This window comes from Corynebacterium sp. HMSC06D04, assembly GCF_001807315.1.
In the GTDB taxonomy this organism is placed as follows: Bacteria; Actinomycetota; Actinomycetes; order Mycobacteriales; family Mycobacteriaceae; genus Corynebacterium; species Corynebacterium simulans.
This window is the reverse complement of the sequence record NZ_KV788547.1, coordinates 282471-297173: the sequence shown is the minus strand read 5'-3', so window position 1 is coordinate 297173 and position 14703 is coordinate 282471. Positions and strand designations below refer to the sequence as shown.

The following is a 14703-nucleotide window of genomic DNA, read 5'->3' as shown; positions in this document are numbered from 1 at the left end:
CCTGGTGCTAGCGGCCCACATAAAGCTCTCCGTCACCACGCGGCGGGCAAATGTGGGAGAGTGGAGAGCATGGGAAAAATTAGTCTTGAGTTCCACGGCATTCACGTTATGGAGCCGGAAAGCGAACTATGCGCTCTTATGCGCTGGGTAGAAGGAAATCGCATCCTCCCCGTTTGGCTCTCGCAACTAGAAGGCGCGCGCGTTATGCAGCGCCTCGACGGTTATAGCGAAACCCGCCCCACCACACACGACCTTCTCATCGAGCTCATTGAGCAACTCGGTGGCGTGGGCTCCATTGAGATCGTTAACTATTACGAAGGCACCTTTATGGTCGACATCGTCGATGCGGCGGGTGAGGCGCACGACGCAAAGCTTAGCGATGCTCTGGTGGTTTCGGAACACTTCAATGTACCAATCACTGTAGAAAAAGAGCTGTTGTCTAAAGTGGCCGTCTTTGTCTCGGATGACGATATGGATGCTTACTTTGATTTCCATTTCGATCCGCCCGCCGACGATGCTGGTGAGGAAGTGGCGAAAACGTCCAGCTCAGATAGCTCCGCTTCGGGTAACCCGCAGGCAGATGCTGATTTCGAGGCGATGATGCGCTCGTTGGGCGTCTCTGAAGAGGACTTTTTTGAAACGGAAGATAAAAAAGATTCTAATGACACGCGTGTGACTAATGATGACAATGGGGACGAAGAAGTCTAAAGTAAAGCTAGAGAGTTTGGCCAAGCTTTAGCCTCTAGCCTTGACGGGGTTAGGGGCGTGGCCTTTAATTAAGCCCTAGAGGCTTCCAACAAACCCCATTGGAGTAATTACGTGAGCATCAACGAGAACCTAGACGAGTACAACGCCTCCCACGGAGCAGGCGAGGGCTACGTGCAAGAGTCGCTCTTCGACGTCGGACCGGACGAGGAGCTCGGCTACCGTGTGCCAATTGCCTGCCAGGTAGCCGGCATTACCTATCGTCAGTTGGATTACTGGGCACGCACCAACCTTGTCAACCCGTCCATTCGCAATGCACGTGGCTCCGGCTCCCAGCGTCTGTACTCCTTCAAGGACGTTCTGGTTCTCAAGATTGTCAAGCGTCTGCTCGATACCGGTATTTCCTTGCAGAACATTCGCCTGGCAGTTGAGTCCCTGCGTGACCGTGGCGTTAACGACCTTGCAGAGCTGACCCTCGTCTCCGACGGAACCACTGTTTACGAGTGCCGCTCCAACGATGAGGTCATTGACCTTTTGGCAGGCGGCCAGGGCGTTTTCGGCATCGCGGTCCCGGGCATCCTGAAGGAGCTTTCCGGCACTATCTCTTCCTTCCCGGCAGAGCGCCTGGACGAATTCAAGGACGAGACCGTCATTGGTATCGACGAGCTGGCTGCACGCCGCAACCGTAAGTCCTCCTAGGTCCTAGGCCGCGTAAAGCGGCCTTGCTCCCGTGGGAACCCGCGGGTCAGCTTCAAAACGCTTACAGTCCCCAGCTCGAGCTCACGTGAGTTGGGGACTGTAAGCGTTTTAGCGTTTTCTCTTATCTGTAGAACGGGCTAGTAAGGCACTAGCTCTAGGTGCACCGCAGCCGGATCTCTAAATGGTGAGGACGCGACGTAAAAGCTGTGCCTGATGTATAGCGATGATGTTGGTGTTACGCGACCTCACCATCTGATCCTCACCATTTGGACTTCACCATTTGGACCTCACCATTTGCAGCGAAAGACGGAGACGCTACGGGGGGAGGCCCCGAGGTGGCGTAAGGCCAGCAACGGCGATTAAACTCCTGCGGCTTGATTTAGGGCTTTCTCGAGGGCGGACTGGTCGGCAGGGTCGGTGACTTCGGTGAAGGAATCGGCGGCGTCGTCAAGCACTGCGTCTTTTTCCCCAGGGCCAATATGCACGACGGAAAGCGAGACGTTGTCGCTCTTGGCATCGGCGAGAGCTTGCTGGAAAGTTGGATCATCCATGTCTTGGGCCGTACCGGTGGTAACGAGCAGAACCTTGGCCTTTTGCTCGGTGCCTGCGGCTTGGTCGGCTGCGTTTGCCACCGCTGCGGTCACGGCGCTGCGGGTCTGCGGAACGCCGCCGGTTCCAAACTGCTGCAGGGCAAAGGCCACTGGGGCGGCCTCCCCATAGCCGATGTTCTGGCGGTAGCCCACCGTCGCGGTCTCAGACAGTGGGGAAGAATAGTTCCACAGGCCTACCAAACCAGACTTTTCGCCAAGCGCGTTGGCGGTGTTGCCCAAGGCCTGCGTTACCTGGTTGAAATACGGTGCCAGACCCTCGGAGGTATCGAGGAGAACCAGGGTATTTTCGGCGAACGTGGCAGGCTTATTTTCCTCTGGTTGCTTCTCCGCGGAAGAAGGAGCGCTTTCTGAAGACTCAGGCGCAGAGCTTGCGGCGGCGCTGCTTTCTGCTTGCTCATCGCGCGCGGCAGCATCAGAAATTGCTGCGCCTGATTCCTCGGCTGGCTCTACTGCGGAAGACGCTGCTGCAGTGGCGGTCGAGGCGTCATCGTTGCCGCGGAAAAGGAAATAGGCGCCGACGGCGAGTGCGAGGATCAACGCTGCAAGGAGGGCCAATACCCAGCCTGCCACTGCGAATGTGTTTTTGCCGTTGGAATGTCTTGCCACGAAAGTTCCTTCCACACTGGGGCGGTAATAGCCGTTCTCACAACCGGATATCGAGCCTTAAGGAGGCCACATTAACGGTTGCTAATTGTAGCCGCCATGGCTTCGTCAACAATGGCGACAAGCCGTTGACGCAATGGTTTGGCTTTCTGGGCTAGCCCGCGCTGGCGCTCCACATATTCCGCCTTGCCGGCCGCGGTCTCGATTGGGACCACGCCGAAGCCCCAGCCACGGCAATCATAAGGTGAGGCCTCCATGTCGAGTGTTCTGGCTTCGATGGCAAGTTCCAGCGTTTCGATTAACAGTTCGCCTGGAACCAGCGGGCCGAGTTTCCAGGCCCACTTGTAAAGGTCCATCGTGGCGTGGACGCAGCCGGCCTGGTCGCTGTCTGGTTGGCCCTCACGGGTCAAGACCGTGAGGTTGAGCGGGCGCGCAGGCTCCGTGAAAAATCGGAAAGCATCATAGTGCGTGCAGCGAATGCGATGGGATTCCACTACCTCGTTGGTGCGTTCGGCACCAAGGCGTAGCGGCAGGTTATGGCGCGGTGAGTCCGTCTTGTAGACCATGGCCCACTCATGTAGCCCGAAGCAATCGAACTGAGCCGGATTCGTGGTTGTTTTAGCCATCAGGTTGCGGATATAAGTGATGGAATCGCCCCGCCGTGCCCAGAAGTTTCCCAGGTCAAGGGTTACGCCTTGCTCTGTGCGATGGTAGTCGCGCCATTCCTCATGCGGGATCGTGCCCGGCGTGCCGGCGAGCGTGACGTTAAAGCCAGGGTGCCAACGGCGCAAATGCGAGGGACGCACCGGATAGTACTCGAAGAGGAAGTCATAAACCGGGTGATAGTCACCGGGATGGCGGAACTGGGCTAGCAGCTCGTTGGCGCGGGAGACGTGGGCGTCATGCCGTGTCCGCCACTCCTGCTCAGTCAGCAGCATTAGCGCTGACCACCACCTCGGCGGCGAGAACCACCTGGCTTTCCGTTGCGGGAGCGGTAGCCCTTGCCGTTGCTCGAGGCTCTGCGGTCTGTAGAGTTGCGGCCCGAGCCCTTCTTCGGCTGATTAGGCTTACCCTGCGAGCCTTTCCGGGATCCAACCGGCTTTTTCTTCCCGCCTTGCTGGGAAGATGCATTCTGATTCGGTGGAGGAAGGGGGCTACCGCTTGGCTTACGCGCGCCGGTGATCTTGGCTAGCTCTGGGGCACCGGCGGGGGTGGGGCGATCGCTGAGATCGAGTTCTGCTGCCGCAACGCCGGCCTTCTTGATGAGCTTGGCAACTTCCTCACGCTGTTGGTCCATAACTAGTGTCACCACGGCACCTGATTCGCCGCCGCGCGCGGTACGGCCAGCACGGTGCAGATAAGCCTTGTGCTCAGCTGGTGGGTCAACGTGGACGACAAGGGAAACGTTCGCGATGTCGATGCCTCGGGCAGCGATATCGGTAGCCACGAGCACCGGCACGGATCCGTCGGCGAAGCCCTCAATCGCCTTGGTGCGTGCACCCTGGCCCTTATCGCCGTGCAGTGGAAATGCATTGATGCCCACACGGCGCAGCTTCTTGGCTTGGCGGTCGACGCCATGCTTGGTGCGCATGAACATGATCGTCTTGCCCTCACGTGCGGCGATTCGCACGACGACGTCGTTTCGCGCGTCGCGGTCGCCCACGAATACGAGGTGGTGTTCCATCGTGTCCACGGCAGCCTCAACAGGCGCAGTGGAGTGTGTTACTGGGGAGTGCATGAACTGGCGCACCAGCTTGTCCACGTCTCCGTCCAGCGTGGCAGAAAACAGCAAGCGCTGGCCGTCGGCAGGCGTGAGCTTTAAAAGCTTGCGTACCTGCGGTAGGAAGCCCATGTCCGCCATGTGGTCAGCCTCATCGAGCGCTGTGATGGAGACGTCCTCCAAGGAGAGCTTGCCCTGGTTGATGAGGTCCTGTGCACGGCCCGGCGTGGCCACCAGCAGGTCCACCGGACGAGCCAGCGAACGGATGTGATGATTGATGTTCACGCCGCCGACCACGGAAAGCACGCGCAGGCCCAAGGCATTAGCTGGGTCGTTGAGGCGCTCGTGGATCTGGGTGGCAAGCTCGCGGGTGGGCGCGAGCACTAAGCCGCGTGGCCGGGCAGGCTTCGAGGCGCCGGATTGAGCCAGGCGCGCGAGCATCGGCAGACCAAAGGTGAAGGTCTTGCCTGAGCCTGTAGGACCGCGGCCCAAGACATCTTTGCCAGCGAGCGCATCGGGGATAGCCGCCTGCTGGATGGGAAAAGGTTCGGTGATGCCCTGCTTGTTGAGGACACGCACGATTTCTTGCGGTAAGCCGAGTTCGGCGAAAGTAGTCATTGCCTTAAATCTTAGTGGCCAACGCTTCTTAGACCGCAATCCAGGCAAAGCAAAAGCGCTAGGCATCCTCCGCTGAAGAAGAGAACCTAGCGCTTTGAAAGAAGGCTGAAAAAGCCTTTTTACATCTCAGTCAGGCTGCGGTCGCCGGACCACTCGATGTGGAAGGTGCCTTCCTTGTCCACGCGCTTGAAGGTGTGCGCACCGAAGAAGTCACGCTGACCCTGAATCAGCGCAGCCGGCAGACGCTCAGCGCGTAGGCTGTCGTAGTAGGACAGGGAAGAGGCGAATACCGGCACCGGCAGACCCATCTGGGTTGCGGCAACGACAACGCGACGCCACGGAGCGATGAGTTCGGCGAGCTCGCCCTTGAAGTATGGGTCGAGGATGAGAGCAGGCAGCTGCGGGTTGGTGTCATAAGCCTCGCGGATGCGATCCAGGAACTTCGCGCGGATGATGCAGCCGCCGCGCCAGATGGTGGCAAGATCGCGCGGGTCAACGTCCCAACCGAACTGCTCGGAGCCAGCCTTGATCTCATCGAAGCCCTGCGAGTACGCGATGAGCTTGGAGGCATACAGGGCACGGCGTACGTCCTCGATGAACGCCTGCTTGTCGACATCCGAGGAGATGAGGCCGGCCGGCAGCTCACCGTCTTGCGCAGCTGCGCGCTGAGTAGCAGAAGAAGACAGTGCGCGGGCGAAGACTGCCTCTGCGATGGCGGTGACTGGTACGCCGAGCTCTAGGCCGTTGATGGCGGTCCAGCGGCCAGTGCCCTTTTGGCCGGCGGCGTCCAGGATGACGTCGACAAGCGGCTTGCCCGTTTCTGGATCGTTCTGTGCGAGCACCTCAGCGGTGATCTCAATCAGGTAGGAATCGAGGTCGCCGGAGTTCCATTCCTTGAAGACCTCAGCGATTTCTGCCGGCTCCAAGCCCGCGCCGTAGCGCAGCAGCTGGTATGCCTCGCCGATGACTTGCATGTCGGCGTACTCGATGCCGTTGTGGACCATCTTGACGAAGTGGCCAGCACCATCCGGGCCGATGTGGGTAACGCACGGGGTGCCGTCGACTTCAGCGGCGATGGACTCGAGAATTGGGCCCAGAGTCTCCCAAGATTCAGCCGGACCACCCGGCATAATGGAAGGACCGTTGAGCGCGCCCTCTTCGCCGCCGGAGATGCCCGCACCGACGAAGTGCTTGCCCTTGGCAGCTACTTCCTTCTCACGGCGCATGGTGTCCGTGTAGAGGGCGTTGCCGCCGTCAATGATGATGTCGCCTTCATCCATCGCTTCTGCGAGCTGGTCGATGACTGCATCGGTAGCCTTGCCCGCCTGAACCATGATGATGGCCTTGCGTGGGCGCTCGAGAGAAGCGACGAAGTCCTCGATGGTCTCGGAAGGGATAAAGTTGCCTTCAGAACCGTACGCTTCAATGAGCTTGTGGGTCTTTTCCGGGCTGCGATTGTAGACGGCTACGGTGTTGCCGTTGTGGGCAAAGTTGCGGGCCAGGTTGGAGCCCATAACAGCCAAGCCGACAACGCCGATGTGGGCGAGTTCAGTCTTTTCAGTCATGGGCTCTATCCTACGTCAGAGTTTGCAGCTACTCTGTCATGGCATGAGCCAAGAAAACCCAGACAAGTTTGAACTCATGGCGAAAATGGTCGCCACCGTCCAAGAACGCCCGCTTTCCGCCGAGGAACTCGCGATTTTCAACGCCCACAACCACGGCTTTGGCGAGCTGCTCGGCCTGGACTTTACTTTTGTCTCGAAGGACGAAGTACGTGCCCAGCTTGAGGTCAAGCCTGAGCACCACCAGCCGTGGGGCGTTGCCAACGGCGGCCTTTATTGCTCCATCGCGGAATCCGTGGGCTCCATTGCATCCTTCGTTGCAGCGGCTGCACCGGTCGTTGGAATCAACAACAACACTGACTTCATCCGCTCAGTGTCTGACGGAATTCTGGAAGCCGTGGCAACACCAGTACAGCTGGGTCGGCGCACCCACATCTGGTGCATTGAGATGCGCCAAGCCGGCAAACTCATTGCGCGCACGAACCTGCGCACGATGGTCAACCCATAGTGCTGCGGACCCTAGGGAATGCTGTGTACTCCCTAGGGCGTTTGTTTCAGCCCTAGAGCCAGTGGTTGCGGCGGAACCACCACCACATGACCGCGACCACGAGCACCATGACGCCTAGCGCCATGAAGTAGCCGCCGCCCCAGTGCAGTTCCGGCATGACATCGAAATTCATGCCGTAGATGCCGGCGACCAGGGTAGGGGCAGCCCACATGCCGACCACCGCGGAGATGGTACGCATGTCGCTGTTTTGCTGCATGGTCACCTTGGCAACGGAGGCGTCGATAAGCGAGGTTAAGCGCTCGTCGAAGCCCGCAACCTGGTCCTTGACCACAAGCTCGTGGTCGTTGACGTCGCGCAGGTAGGAACGGATCTGCTTGGAGATGAGATCCTTGTGGTCATTGGTCATGGCCTTTAGCGCTACCGAAAGCGGGTCAATGGCGTGCTTCATCTCCAAGATCTCACGCTTAAACATGTAGATCCTGTCGATGTTGAACTTGGTCTGTGGGGTAAAGACCTCTTCCTCGATCTCATCGATCTCTATTGCGATGAGGCGAACGATCTCGGAGTAGCGGTCCACCAACATATCCAGAATCTTCCAGGCCATGGCTACCGGGCCGAGCTCAACCAAGTCCTGCTCGTCCTGCACGGTGTAGGCGAGATTGGGCAGCTTAGCCGAGTGGCGCACCGTAATGATGAAGTTGTTGCCCAAAATCATCTGGACCTCACCAGTGGAGATGATCTGGCGCTTATCGGCAACCTCATCGTGGTCGCGGTAGTTAACCGAGCGTGCGACGACGAAGAGCTGGTCATCATAGCGCTCCAGCTTGGGACGCTGGTGCGCCTGAACGGCGTCTTCCACAATCAGCTCGTGAATACCGAACTCGGAAGCGACCTTCGTCATCTGGGATTCATAAGGCTCATGCAGACCCACCCAAACGAATCCGCGGCCATATTCCTCGACGGTCCGGAGTGCGGAGTGAGGGGTGAACTCGCCCGGTAGTGCCTCGCCGTCGACGAAGACACGGCAGTGTTCTATCGCGCGCTCAGCTGGAACGGAGAAGGTGCGGGAGGAACTGGGAGGATCGTTTCTCTTGCGTGGCCTAAAGGGCGACGGGACAGACGGCATCGTTTCAGCCTCCTTCACTTCTATAACGTTTGCGCGCCAAAACAGGTTCGGCAGGCAGTTTTACTTAGCGGCTAAATCCTACACTGCTTAGGGCATATACTAGTTTTCATGCCTACCTGGAAAGAAGTAACCGCAGCTAACCCCGCGCACTCGGAGAATTTCGCACGCAAATGGAAGATGCTTGCTGCGCAGGGCAAAGACATCCATGGTGAAGCACGGCTTGCCGACGCCATGGTGGAACGTGGCTCTCGCATCCTCGACGCCGGCTGTGGCACGGGCCGCCTAGGCGGCGAGTTGGTGGGCCGCGGCCACACGGTGGTGGGCGTCGACGTGGACCCGATCCTGATTTCGCATGCCGAGCATGACTTTCCGGATGGCCAGTGGGTAGTCGGCGACTTGTCTGAAGACGAGATTCCCGAAGGCGATTTCGACCTAGCGGTATCTGCAGGTAACGTCATGACCTTCCTGGCAGTAGATGGCCGTGAGGCAGCCCTGCGCAATATCTACAACTCGCTGCATTCCGACGGCCGTTTTGTCGTCGGTTTTGGTGAGGGCCGCGGCTGGGCATTCGATGACTTCCTGACCTTAGCTAAGGAGGTGGGCTTCCGCGTTGATTTCCTTTTCTCCTCGTGGGATATGAAGGTCTTCAAGGAAAGCTCCACCTTCCTGGTGGCGGTTCTCACGCGCCCGGGCGCTGACCTTCTCTAAACGCGCTTGAGTAGCTGATACGAGCTGCTATGAAAGCCCTGCGAGGCGTCGCAGCATATGGCCATGGTCCACCGGGCCGTGGCCTTTTCCTACGTTTAGGGCATCCGCATTGGCAATCGCCTCGTGCAGCCAGGTGGTGGACCATTCCAGAGCCTCTGCTAGATCTTCGCCGGCGCCCAATCGTGCTGCCAGTGCCGAAGACAGTGAGCAGCCGGTGCCGTGGGTGTTCTTGGTCTCTACGCGCGGGCTCGATACCTGCACTAAGACGCCGTCCGCGCTTACAGCAGCGTTTCCTGCATCGCCGGATGGCAGGTGGCCGCCTTTGACGATGACGGCAGTGCCGGTATCAGCAGCCCAGCGCTGGGCGATGACCGTAGCCTCCTCGAAGGTCTGGGCCTGCGGAGTATCTGTGAGCACCGCGAGCTCCTTCAAGTTCGGCGTAATCACGGTGGCCTTGCTGCACAGCTGCCGCACTGCGGCCTCAGCTTGCTCGTCCAAGAGGCGATCGCCACTCGTTGCGACCATGACTGGGTCGAGAACAACCGGCGTGGAAGGTGCTAGCTGGTCTAGAAACTTTTCCACGGAGGCGGTGATATCTGCATTGCCGAGCATGCCGATCTTGACGGCGTCAACCGTGACGTCGTCAAGCACTGCGTCCAACTGGGCCTGTAGGAACTCCAGCGGCGGCGTGTGCACCGAGCGCACGCCCTGCGTATTTTGCGCCACCAGCGCCGTTACCACGGACATGCCATAAGCACCCGCAGCCATAAACGCCTTCAAGTCCGCTTGGACGCCGGCGCCGCCTGTCGGATCGGTGCCCGCAATGGTCAATACGCGCGGCAAACTACCCCGTGGATGAGAATTCTTCACAACTATCCCTTCGCTAGTGCTAACTAAGTGCAGGTTCTAAGGGTCTAATCTCAGCCGCAGGCCTGCGGCACCCCTTGTTGTAGAAGTGAGATTAACAAAGACTGGGAGTGCACGAAGGCGGTTTGCCTAGTTTATCGGCAGGTAGTGCGTTGGAGGCCCCGTCTATTATCACGCAATGTTGCGGAGTTCAGATGCATCGACAAAAGAAGAGTCCAGCTCCCACGGCGTTGTGGGAGCTGGACAATGCATCAACCTAATGCGGACTATGCCCTAGTATTCGGTACTGCAACGTCAGAGATCTTTTGAACAATGACTTTCTGGCCCTTGAATTTGCCGCTCTTCATGATAGCTACGCCATGGCCTGCGTACTTGGCATCGTCAGCGCGCATGTTGGCGCGGTGGCCGCTGGAATTGTGCCAGCTGTTCCAGACGGCTTCGGACACATCATTGGTCATGATGATCGCAATGTTTTCGCGTTCATTGAACTTGGGGTCGTGGTAGAACTGGCCGGTCTCAGCAAGATAGTTTGCCCAATCCTGAGCGCGCTGATCCATCGTGGTGGAGCGCTTTACCGCCGTCAAACCATACTGTGCGCGGTACTTGTTGAGTTCGTTGAAGACGCGGGTTTGATCCGCTGCCACGTCGAAGTTTCCGTTGCTAGGGCTCGTAACCGAGGTATCGCCTGGCTGCGGTGCATTGGAGCTGGAGCCCACTGAACCGCCGGTGAAAATGCCGACGAGAGTCAGGATGAGAGTGAGAAGGCCGGCCAGAATCTGCGGGACCATGTTGAGCAAGGAAGTAGGCATAGAGAACCGTCCTTGTAAGGAGAGAAGGGGTAGATACATTTCTTATACAACCACCCGTCACGCGTCTTCGGGTGTGGTTGCGCAGAAACGAGATCAAGGACACAAAATCCCCCGCACACCAGGTGGTTTGGTGGTTGTGCGGGGGATAGCTGCAACTGCTAGAACAGTGGCTTATTTGGGCTTACTTGTTCTTGTTGATGAAGTTGCGAGCGATGCGCTGCTGCTCGGTGATTTCGAGGTTGCCGCGGTCGCGGGAGATCATGTTCTGGATCCAGTTCACCGCGACGGTGGTGCGGTTGCGGAAGCCAAGGACGTACATGATGTGCAGTCCCATCCAGGAAACCCAAGCCGGGAAGCCGTCGAACTCGGTCTTGCCCATCTTCACAACCGCGTTGAAGCGGGAGATGACGGCCATGGAGCCCTTGTCGAAGTACTCGAATGCCTCGCGCTCGTTGGCGGTGGACTCCTCGTCGACCTTTGCCTTGATGAGCTTGGCCACGTGTGCGCCACCCTGGATCGCAACCTGCGCCACGCCAGGCAGGCGGTTCAGGGAGATCATGTCGCCGACCATGTAGACGTGGGAGTGCTGGCCCACGGTCAGATCATCGTTGACGGAGACACGGCCAGCGCGGTCTGCTTCGACGCCTGCCTGGTCAGCAACCATCTTGCCCAGTGGGGAAGCGGCCACACCAGCGGACCAAATCTTGGTTGCGCCCTCAATGGTGACGACTTCGTCGTTTTTCATGTTCTTGTAAGTGACGGCGTCCTCGGTGACGTCGGTGACCATGGCGTTCAGACGCACATCGACGCCGAGACGTTCCAGGGTGCGCTGCGCCTTGCGGCCCAAGCGCTTGCCGAATGGCGGAAGAACCTGCGGTGCGCCATCAAGCAGGTAGATCTTGGCGCTGGTGGTGCCGTAGTTGGAGTACTGGTCACGCAGAGTGCGGTTAGCCAGCTCGGCGATCTGGCCGGTCAACTCAACACCAGTTGGGCCGGCGCCGACGATGACGAAGGTCAGGAGACGCTCGCGCTCAGCTGGGTCGTCAACGAACTCGGCCTTTTCGAAGGCGGAGACGATTCGGGAACGCAGCTCCAGTGCGTCATCCAGGGTCTTCATACCCGGAGCGAACTCAGCGAAGTGATCGTTGCCGAAGTAGGACTGCCCAGCGCCAGCGGCGACGACGAGGGAATCGTAGGCGAAGGTACGCTGGAAGCCCTCAAGCTCAGCGGTAACGGTCTGGCCTTCCAGATTGATGTCGGTGACTTCGCCGTTGACGAAGTGAGCGTTGGCCTGGTTGCGCAGAAGCTGACGGGTGGAAGGAGCAATCTCGCCGGCGGAAATCATGCCGGTGGCTACCTGGTACAGCATCGGCTGGAAAAGGTGATGGTTCTTCTTATCAATCAGGGTGATCTCAACGTCAGCGTTCTTCAGCTGCTGAACTGCATTGAGGCCGCCGAAGCCGGCGCCGATGACGACTACATGGTGGCGTCCGCCTGCAGGGCGGTAAGGGGTTTCAGCCATAGTGGGGAGATACCTTCCTAAGAAAGCGAAAAATTTTGTACCGAATCAGTCTAAACCCTAGTCACCGTACATGCATACTTTATGTAGGTTAAACAGCTTCTTCTTCGGCATGGCGGCGCATCTAGGTGGGCTTTTCACACTAGGGTTAATTGGAAGCCTTTGTGCACGTAGACGTTTGCCAAGGAGATAACCGGACCAATGGGTGATTTTCCACATCTAGCCACCATCGATGCCAATCAGTGGCCGAGCGTAGCGACGCTTCCGGCGGTGAGCTTTGCACGTTTTAAAGCCCGGCGTGCGGAGGCGGAATTCGCCAAGGCCTGTGATCTCGCGGAGTTGGATCTGGACCCTGAATCTAAGGCAGAGGGCGGACCAGACCTTTCCGTGTTGCACGACGCCCTCTTCATTCGCATCGCAGCCACCGGCTGGCTTGGATTCGCGGAGTCTTATCTGGCGGGCGAGTGGACCACCGCTGACTCTGACAAGCTGGTCAAGGTTTTGCGTGGACTGCTGCGTGCGAATTATCGCCCGAAGGCGCGCGAGCTCGAGGTCGAGCATTCCACCCCGGGTGAGCTACCCGTGGAATTGGTGCGTCTTTATGCCGGTGATGGCTATACCCATTCGGGCGGCATCTTTGCCAGCGGCGTTCCGACGACGGTCCGGGAGGCTGTGCCTAGCTTTAGTCCACAGGCTGGCCGCAAGGAACCTAAGGAGCACTTCGTTGACGTCACTCACGTTAGTGAGCCGACTGCGGTGGACCGCACCGACCTAAAGGATGGCCAAAAGCGTGCTGCGCAATGGCTTCTCGACGCCACGTGCACCGGCGCCGGCACTCATCTGCTGGTTTATCCCGCAGCCGGAATGAATGTGGCTGTCGAAGCAGTCAACAGGCGGGCGACGGTGGACGTGCTGACTGCCGACGCCGAGCAAGTCGAGGACTTCAACGAAACCCTAGTGCTCGAGGGCGCGGCAGATTCGGTACAGATTCAGCAGATCGATGACACCGTGCCGCATCCGAAACAATGGCGTGGTCGCTACGACGCGATCGTCAGCGTGGAAAAGCTAGAGCTGCTTACGCCCGCAGAGCGTAAGCGCTTCGTGGGGATGCTGGATCGCTCTCTGATCCCAGAGGGTAGGGTCGCGCTCACCTCGACTTTCGCTACCGAGACGATGACCCCGGCTGCCCGTTCGGCGTTACAGGTGCTGCGCGCCTATGTCTGGCCCGGTCTGGATTACCCAACGCTCGAGGAAACGCACAAGCTCTTCGACCGCAACTCGAATCTGCGCATCGTCGCGCAGACGCACGTGGGCGGTCACTACGTGGAATCGCTACGCGAGCAGCGCAGCTACTTCGATGGTCATCTACGCGAAGCCGCGGCGGCAGGTTTCGATCCTGTGTTCCGCCGCCTGTGGACTTTCCAGTTTGCGCTGCGCCAGGCTTTGCTGGAGCTCGGCCAGGTGGATGCCGTGCAACTCACGGCCACCCACCGCCACCGTGGTGGCCGCCGTTAAGGCGTGACCACTGGGCGCGAAGCCCGTTCGAGCAGTACCGCGATTGAGTCGTAGGCCTTGCCGGAGATCATCTCTAGGCCCATCTCACAGGTGCGGTTGTCGGAGACGAAGGCATCGAAGTCTTCCGCCTCCAGGCTGGTTCGCTCCTCGCGGGTGGCAGATTCCACCAGCTCCGGGTGCAGCATGACGCGGTCACCAGCGGAGCCGCAACACATGGCGCCCTCTGGCACCTTGGCTTCGCCGCAGAGTCCGGCCAGAGCAACGAGGTCATCGCTGATACCCATGTGGTGGGTAGAACACGTCGGATGGACTGCGATCTTGCCCATAGAGTGCACGATCGGCAGGTGAGGGGCCACTTCATCGCGCAGCCATTCCACAACATCCATGATGCGCAGCTGATCCCACAGTTTTAGCTCGGCGTCGGCAAGCGCCTCTGGCACGTTGTCGAGCAAGCCATGAGTGCAGCTGGCGGCATCGACAATGATCGGCAGCGCGCCTTCGTCGGACCACTGCCATAGATCGCGCACGATCTTGGTGGCTTGGTAGGCAAAACCCTCTTTATAGCCCTTGGATGACCACGGGGTCTGGCGTCAGCATTAGCGCTTCAGTTCTTTACGCCGGAGGCTGCGTTGCCTGGCGTCGTTGCTGCGGTGTGGGCGAACATTACTGGCGCCGTGTTCGCGGCGCTGGTTCGCCGCAAGCCTTTGCCGGGAGAAAGCGGACCCGGAGGTGATGCCGAGACTGTCGGTGAGTCTGACTCTAGTGCACGGAGGGAGGCAGACGAGGTTTCTGTGCCTGCCGGTTAGATGGGAGATTGGCCAGCCCTGTCTGAAATGACATAATGTACATTATCGGACATTTATCGATATGGATAAACAGGATCGCCCGCCATTTTCGCGGTTGGCCGGCATACACTTACACCACCGTTTAAAGTAACTGTGACTTTAAGCGGTGGTGTTTCCGTTACTGGCGTTTGTATGCGTTAAACAATTGGAACCCCGTCAGACATCCCAATAAGACTGCAACGCCGAGCAACAACCACATCTGTTGGATGCCGACGAATATGCCAAAGCCAATCAGCACGACGAGCCTGAACCAGATGATCGGAATCAGATGCTTGGAGTTCATCACTA

General features: G+C 58.8%; 15 protein-coding genes, 1 pseudogene and 1 riboswitch. Of the genes and pseudogenes, 6 read left to right on the top strand and 10 right to left on the bottom strand.

All coding sequences use genetic code 11. The features are described 5' to 3' along the window. Window positions 1-69 precede the first annotated feature (69 nt). Window positions 70-708, top strand: coding sequence for a bifunctional nuclease family protein (locus HMPREF3155_RS07215; protein ID WP_061922564.1), 639 nt, complete (start codon window positions 70-72; stop codon window positions 706-708). Between the two features lie 117 nt (window positions 709-825). After that, window positions 826-1404 (top strand): MerR family transcriptional regulator, encoded by a 579-nt coding sequence (locus HMPREF3155_RS07210; protein ID WP_141741042.1) that lies wholly within the window; start codon window positions 826-828, stop codon window positions 1402-1404. A gap of 359 nt (window positions 1405-1763) precedes the next feature. Here HMPREF3155_RS07210 and HMPREF3155_RS07205 read toward each other — a convergent pair whose 3' ends face one another. The 4 genes from HMPREF3155_RS07205 to gndA form a co-directional block, all read right to left on the bottom strand. Beyond that, window positions 1764-2621: a VWA domain-containing protein gene (locus HMPREF3155_RS07205; protein ID WP_061922558.1), complete on the bottom strand. Its 858-nt coding sequence runs from the start codon at window positions 2619-2621 to the stop codon at window positions 1764-1766. A 71-nt stretch (window positions 2622-2692) separates the two neighbouring features. Beyond that, on the bottom strand, window positions 2693-3556 hold the full coding sequence (locus HMPREF3155_RS07200; protein WP_070432937.1) for a 3-methyladenine DNA glycosylase: 864 nt from the start codon (window positions 3554-3556) through the stop codon (window positions 2693-2695). Next, a complete protein-coding gene (locus tag HMPREF3155_RS07195) occupies window positions 3556-4956 on the bottom strand; it encodes a DEAD/DEAH box helicase (protein WP_061922552.1) in 1401 nt (466 codons plus the stop codon). The genes HMPREF3155_RS07200 and HMPREF3155_RS07195 overlap by 1 nt, the downstream gene beginning before the upstream one ends. A 119-nt stretch (window positions 4957-5075) precedes the next feature. Beyond that, window positions 5076-6521: an NADP-dependent phosphogluconate dehydrogenase gene (gndA, locus tag HMPREF3155_RS07190; RefSeq protein WP_061922549.1), complete on the bottom strand. Its 1446-nt coding sequence runs from the start codon at window positions 6519-6521 to the stop codon at window positions 5076-5078. A gap of 43 nt (window positions 6522-6564) precedes the next feature. On the opposite strand from gndA, the gene HMPREF3155_RS07185 reads away from it, so the two are divergent. Then, entirely contained in the window at window positions 6565-7026 is a 462-nt protein-coding gene (locus HMPREF3155_RS07185) for a PaaI family thioesterase (RefSeq protein ID WP_235591039.1), read from the top strand. Window positions 7027-7078: 52 nt separating this feature from the next. Here the strand turns inward: HMPREF3155_RS07185 and corA are convergent, their stop codons facing one another. Beyond that, entirely contained in the window at window positions 7079-8152 is a 1074-nt protein-coding gene (gene corA, locus HMPREF3155_RS07180) for a magnesium/cobalt transporter CorA (protein ID WP_061922546.1), read from the bottom strand. Window positions 8153-8260: 108 nt separating this feature from the next. On the opposite strand from corA, the gene HMPREF3155_RS07175 reads away from it, so the two are divergent. Beyond that, window positions 8261-8860, top strand: coding sequence for a class I SAM-dependent DNA methyltransferase (locus HMPREF3155_RS07175; RefSeq protein WP_061922544.1), 600 nt, complete (start codon window positions 8261-8263; stop codon window positions 8858-8860). A 27-nt stretch (window positions 8861-8887) separates the two neighbouring features. Here the strand turns inward: HMPREF3155_RS07175 and thiD are convergent, their stop codons facing one another. The 3 genes from thiD to HMPREF3155_RS07160 form a co-directional block, all read right to left on the bottom strand. Continuing rightward, window positions 8888-9730 carry a bifunctional hydroxymethylpyrimidine kinase/phosphomethylpyrimidine kinase gene (gene thiD / locus HMPREF3155_RS07170; RefSeq protein WP_061922540.1) on the bottom strand — a complete coding sequence of 281 codons (843 nt, stop codon included), beginning with the start codon at window positions 9728-9730 and terminating at the stop codon, window positions 8888-8890. After that, a riboswitch (TPP riboswitch) is annotated at window positions 9718-9815 on the bottom strand. It overlaps the preceding gene by 13 nt. A gap of 178 nt (window positions 9816-9993) precedes the next feature. Further along, on the bottom strand, window positions 9994-10536 hold the full coding sequence (locus tag HMPREF3155_RS07165) for a CAP domain-containing protein (RefSeq protein ID WP_061922537.1): 543 nt from the start codon (window positions 10534-10536) through the stop codon (window positions 9994-9996). Between the two features lie 181 nt (window positions 10537-10717). Next, the gene (locus tag HMPREF3155_RS07160) at window positions 10718-12058 is read right to left on the bottom strand and encodes an NAD(P)/FAD-dependent oxidoreductase (protein WP_070432936.1); all 1341 of its coding nucleotides are present in this window, start codon (window positions 12056-12058) and stop codon (window positions 10718-10720) included. Window positions 12059-12256: 198 nt separating this feature from the next. Between HMPREF3155_RS07160 and HMPREF3155_RS07155 the strand changes: the two genes are divergently transcribed. Continuing rightward, window positions 12257-13570 (top strand): class I SAM-dependent methyltransferase, encoded by a 1314-nt coding sequence (locus HMPREF3155_RS07155; protein ID WP_061922531.1) that lies wholly within the window; start codon window positions 12257-12259, stop codon window positions 13568-13570. On the opposite strand, the gene HMPREF3155_RS13135 is transcribed toward HMPREF3155_RS07155, so the two are convergent. After that, window positions 13567-14097, bottom strand: a complete 531-nt coding sequence (locus tag HMPREF3155_RS13135; protein ID WP_061922528.1) for a heterodisulfide reductase-related iron-sulfur binding cluster — start codon at window positions 14095-14097, stop codon at window positions 13567-13569. The genes HMPREF3155_RS07155 and HMPREF3155_RS13135 overlap by 4 nt on opposite strands. 54 nt (window positions 14098-14151) lie before the next feature. On the opposite strand from HMPREF3155_RS13135, the pseudogene HMPREF3155_RS13295 reads away from it, so the two are divergent. Beyond that, a pseudogene (locus HMPREF3155_RS13295) lies at window positions 14152-14376 on the top strand (hypothetical protein); the annotation flags it as partial. A 157-nt stretch (window positions 14377-14533) separates the two neighbouring features. On the opposite strand, the gene HMPREF3155_RS13035 reads toward HMPREF3155_RS13295, so the two are convergent. After that, window positions 14534-14701 (bottom strand): hypothetical protein, encoded by a 168-nt coding sequence (locus tag HMPREF3155_RS13035; RefSeq protein WP_168162310.1) that lies wholly within the window; start codon window positions 14699-14701, stop codon window positions 14534-14536. Window positions 14702-14703 lie beyond the last annotated feature (2 nt).

What these genes read in the sequence shown, in the direction of transcription:
- HMPREF3155_RS07175 (WP_061922544.1), top strand. Translation starts at nt 8,261, where the DNA reads ATGCCTACCTGGAAAGAAGTAACCGCAGCTAACCCCGCGCACTCGGAG.
- HMPREF3155_RS07160 (WP_070432936.1), bottom strand. Translation starts at nt 12,058, where the DNA reads ATGGCTGAAACCCCTTACCGCCCTGCAGGCGGACGCCACCATGTAGTC.
- HMPREF3155_RS07185 (WP_235591039.1), top strand. Translation starts at nt 6,565, where the DNA reads ATGAGCCAAGAAAACCCAGACAAGTTTGAACTCATGGCGAAAATGGTC.
- HMPREF3155_RS07215 (WP_061922564.1), top strand. Translation starts at nt 70, where the DNA reads ATGGGAAAAATTAGTCTTGAGTTCCACGGCATTCACGTTATGGAGCCG.
- HMPREF3155_RS07195 (WP_061922552.1), bottom strand. Translation starts at nt 4,956, where the DNA reads ATGACTACTTTCGCCGAACTCGGCTTACCGCAAGAAATCGTGCGTGTC.
- HMPREF3155_RS07155 (WP_061922531.1), top strand. Translation starts at nt 12,257, where the DNA reads ATGGGTGATTTTCCACATCTAGCCACCATCGATGCCAATCAGTGGCCG.
- gndA (WP_061922549.1), bottom strand. Translation starts at nt 6,521, where the DNA reads ATGACTGAAAAGACTGAACTCGCCCACATCGGCGTTGTCGGCTTGGCT.
- corA (WP_061922546.1), bottom strand. Translation starts at nt 8,152, where the DNA reads ATGCCGTCTGTCCCGTCGCCCTTTAGGCCACGCAAGAGAAACGATCCT.
- HMPREF3155_RS07200 (WP_070432937.1), bottom strand. Translation starts at nt 3,556, where the DNA reads ATGCTGCTGACTGAGCAGGAGTGGCGGACACGGCATGACGCCCACGTC.
- HMPREF3155_RS07165 (WP_061922537.1), bottom strand. Translation starts at nt 10,536, where the DNA reads ATGCCTACTTCCTTGCTCAACATGGTCCCGCAGATTCTGGCCGGCCTT.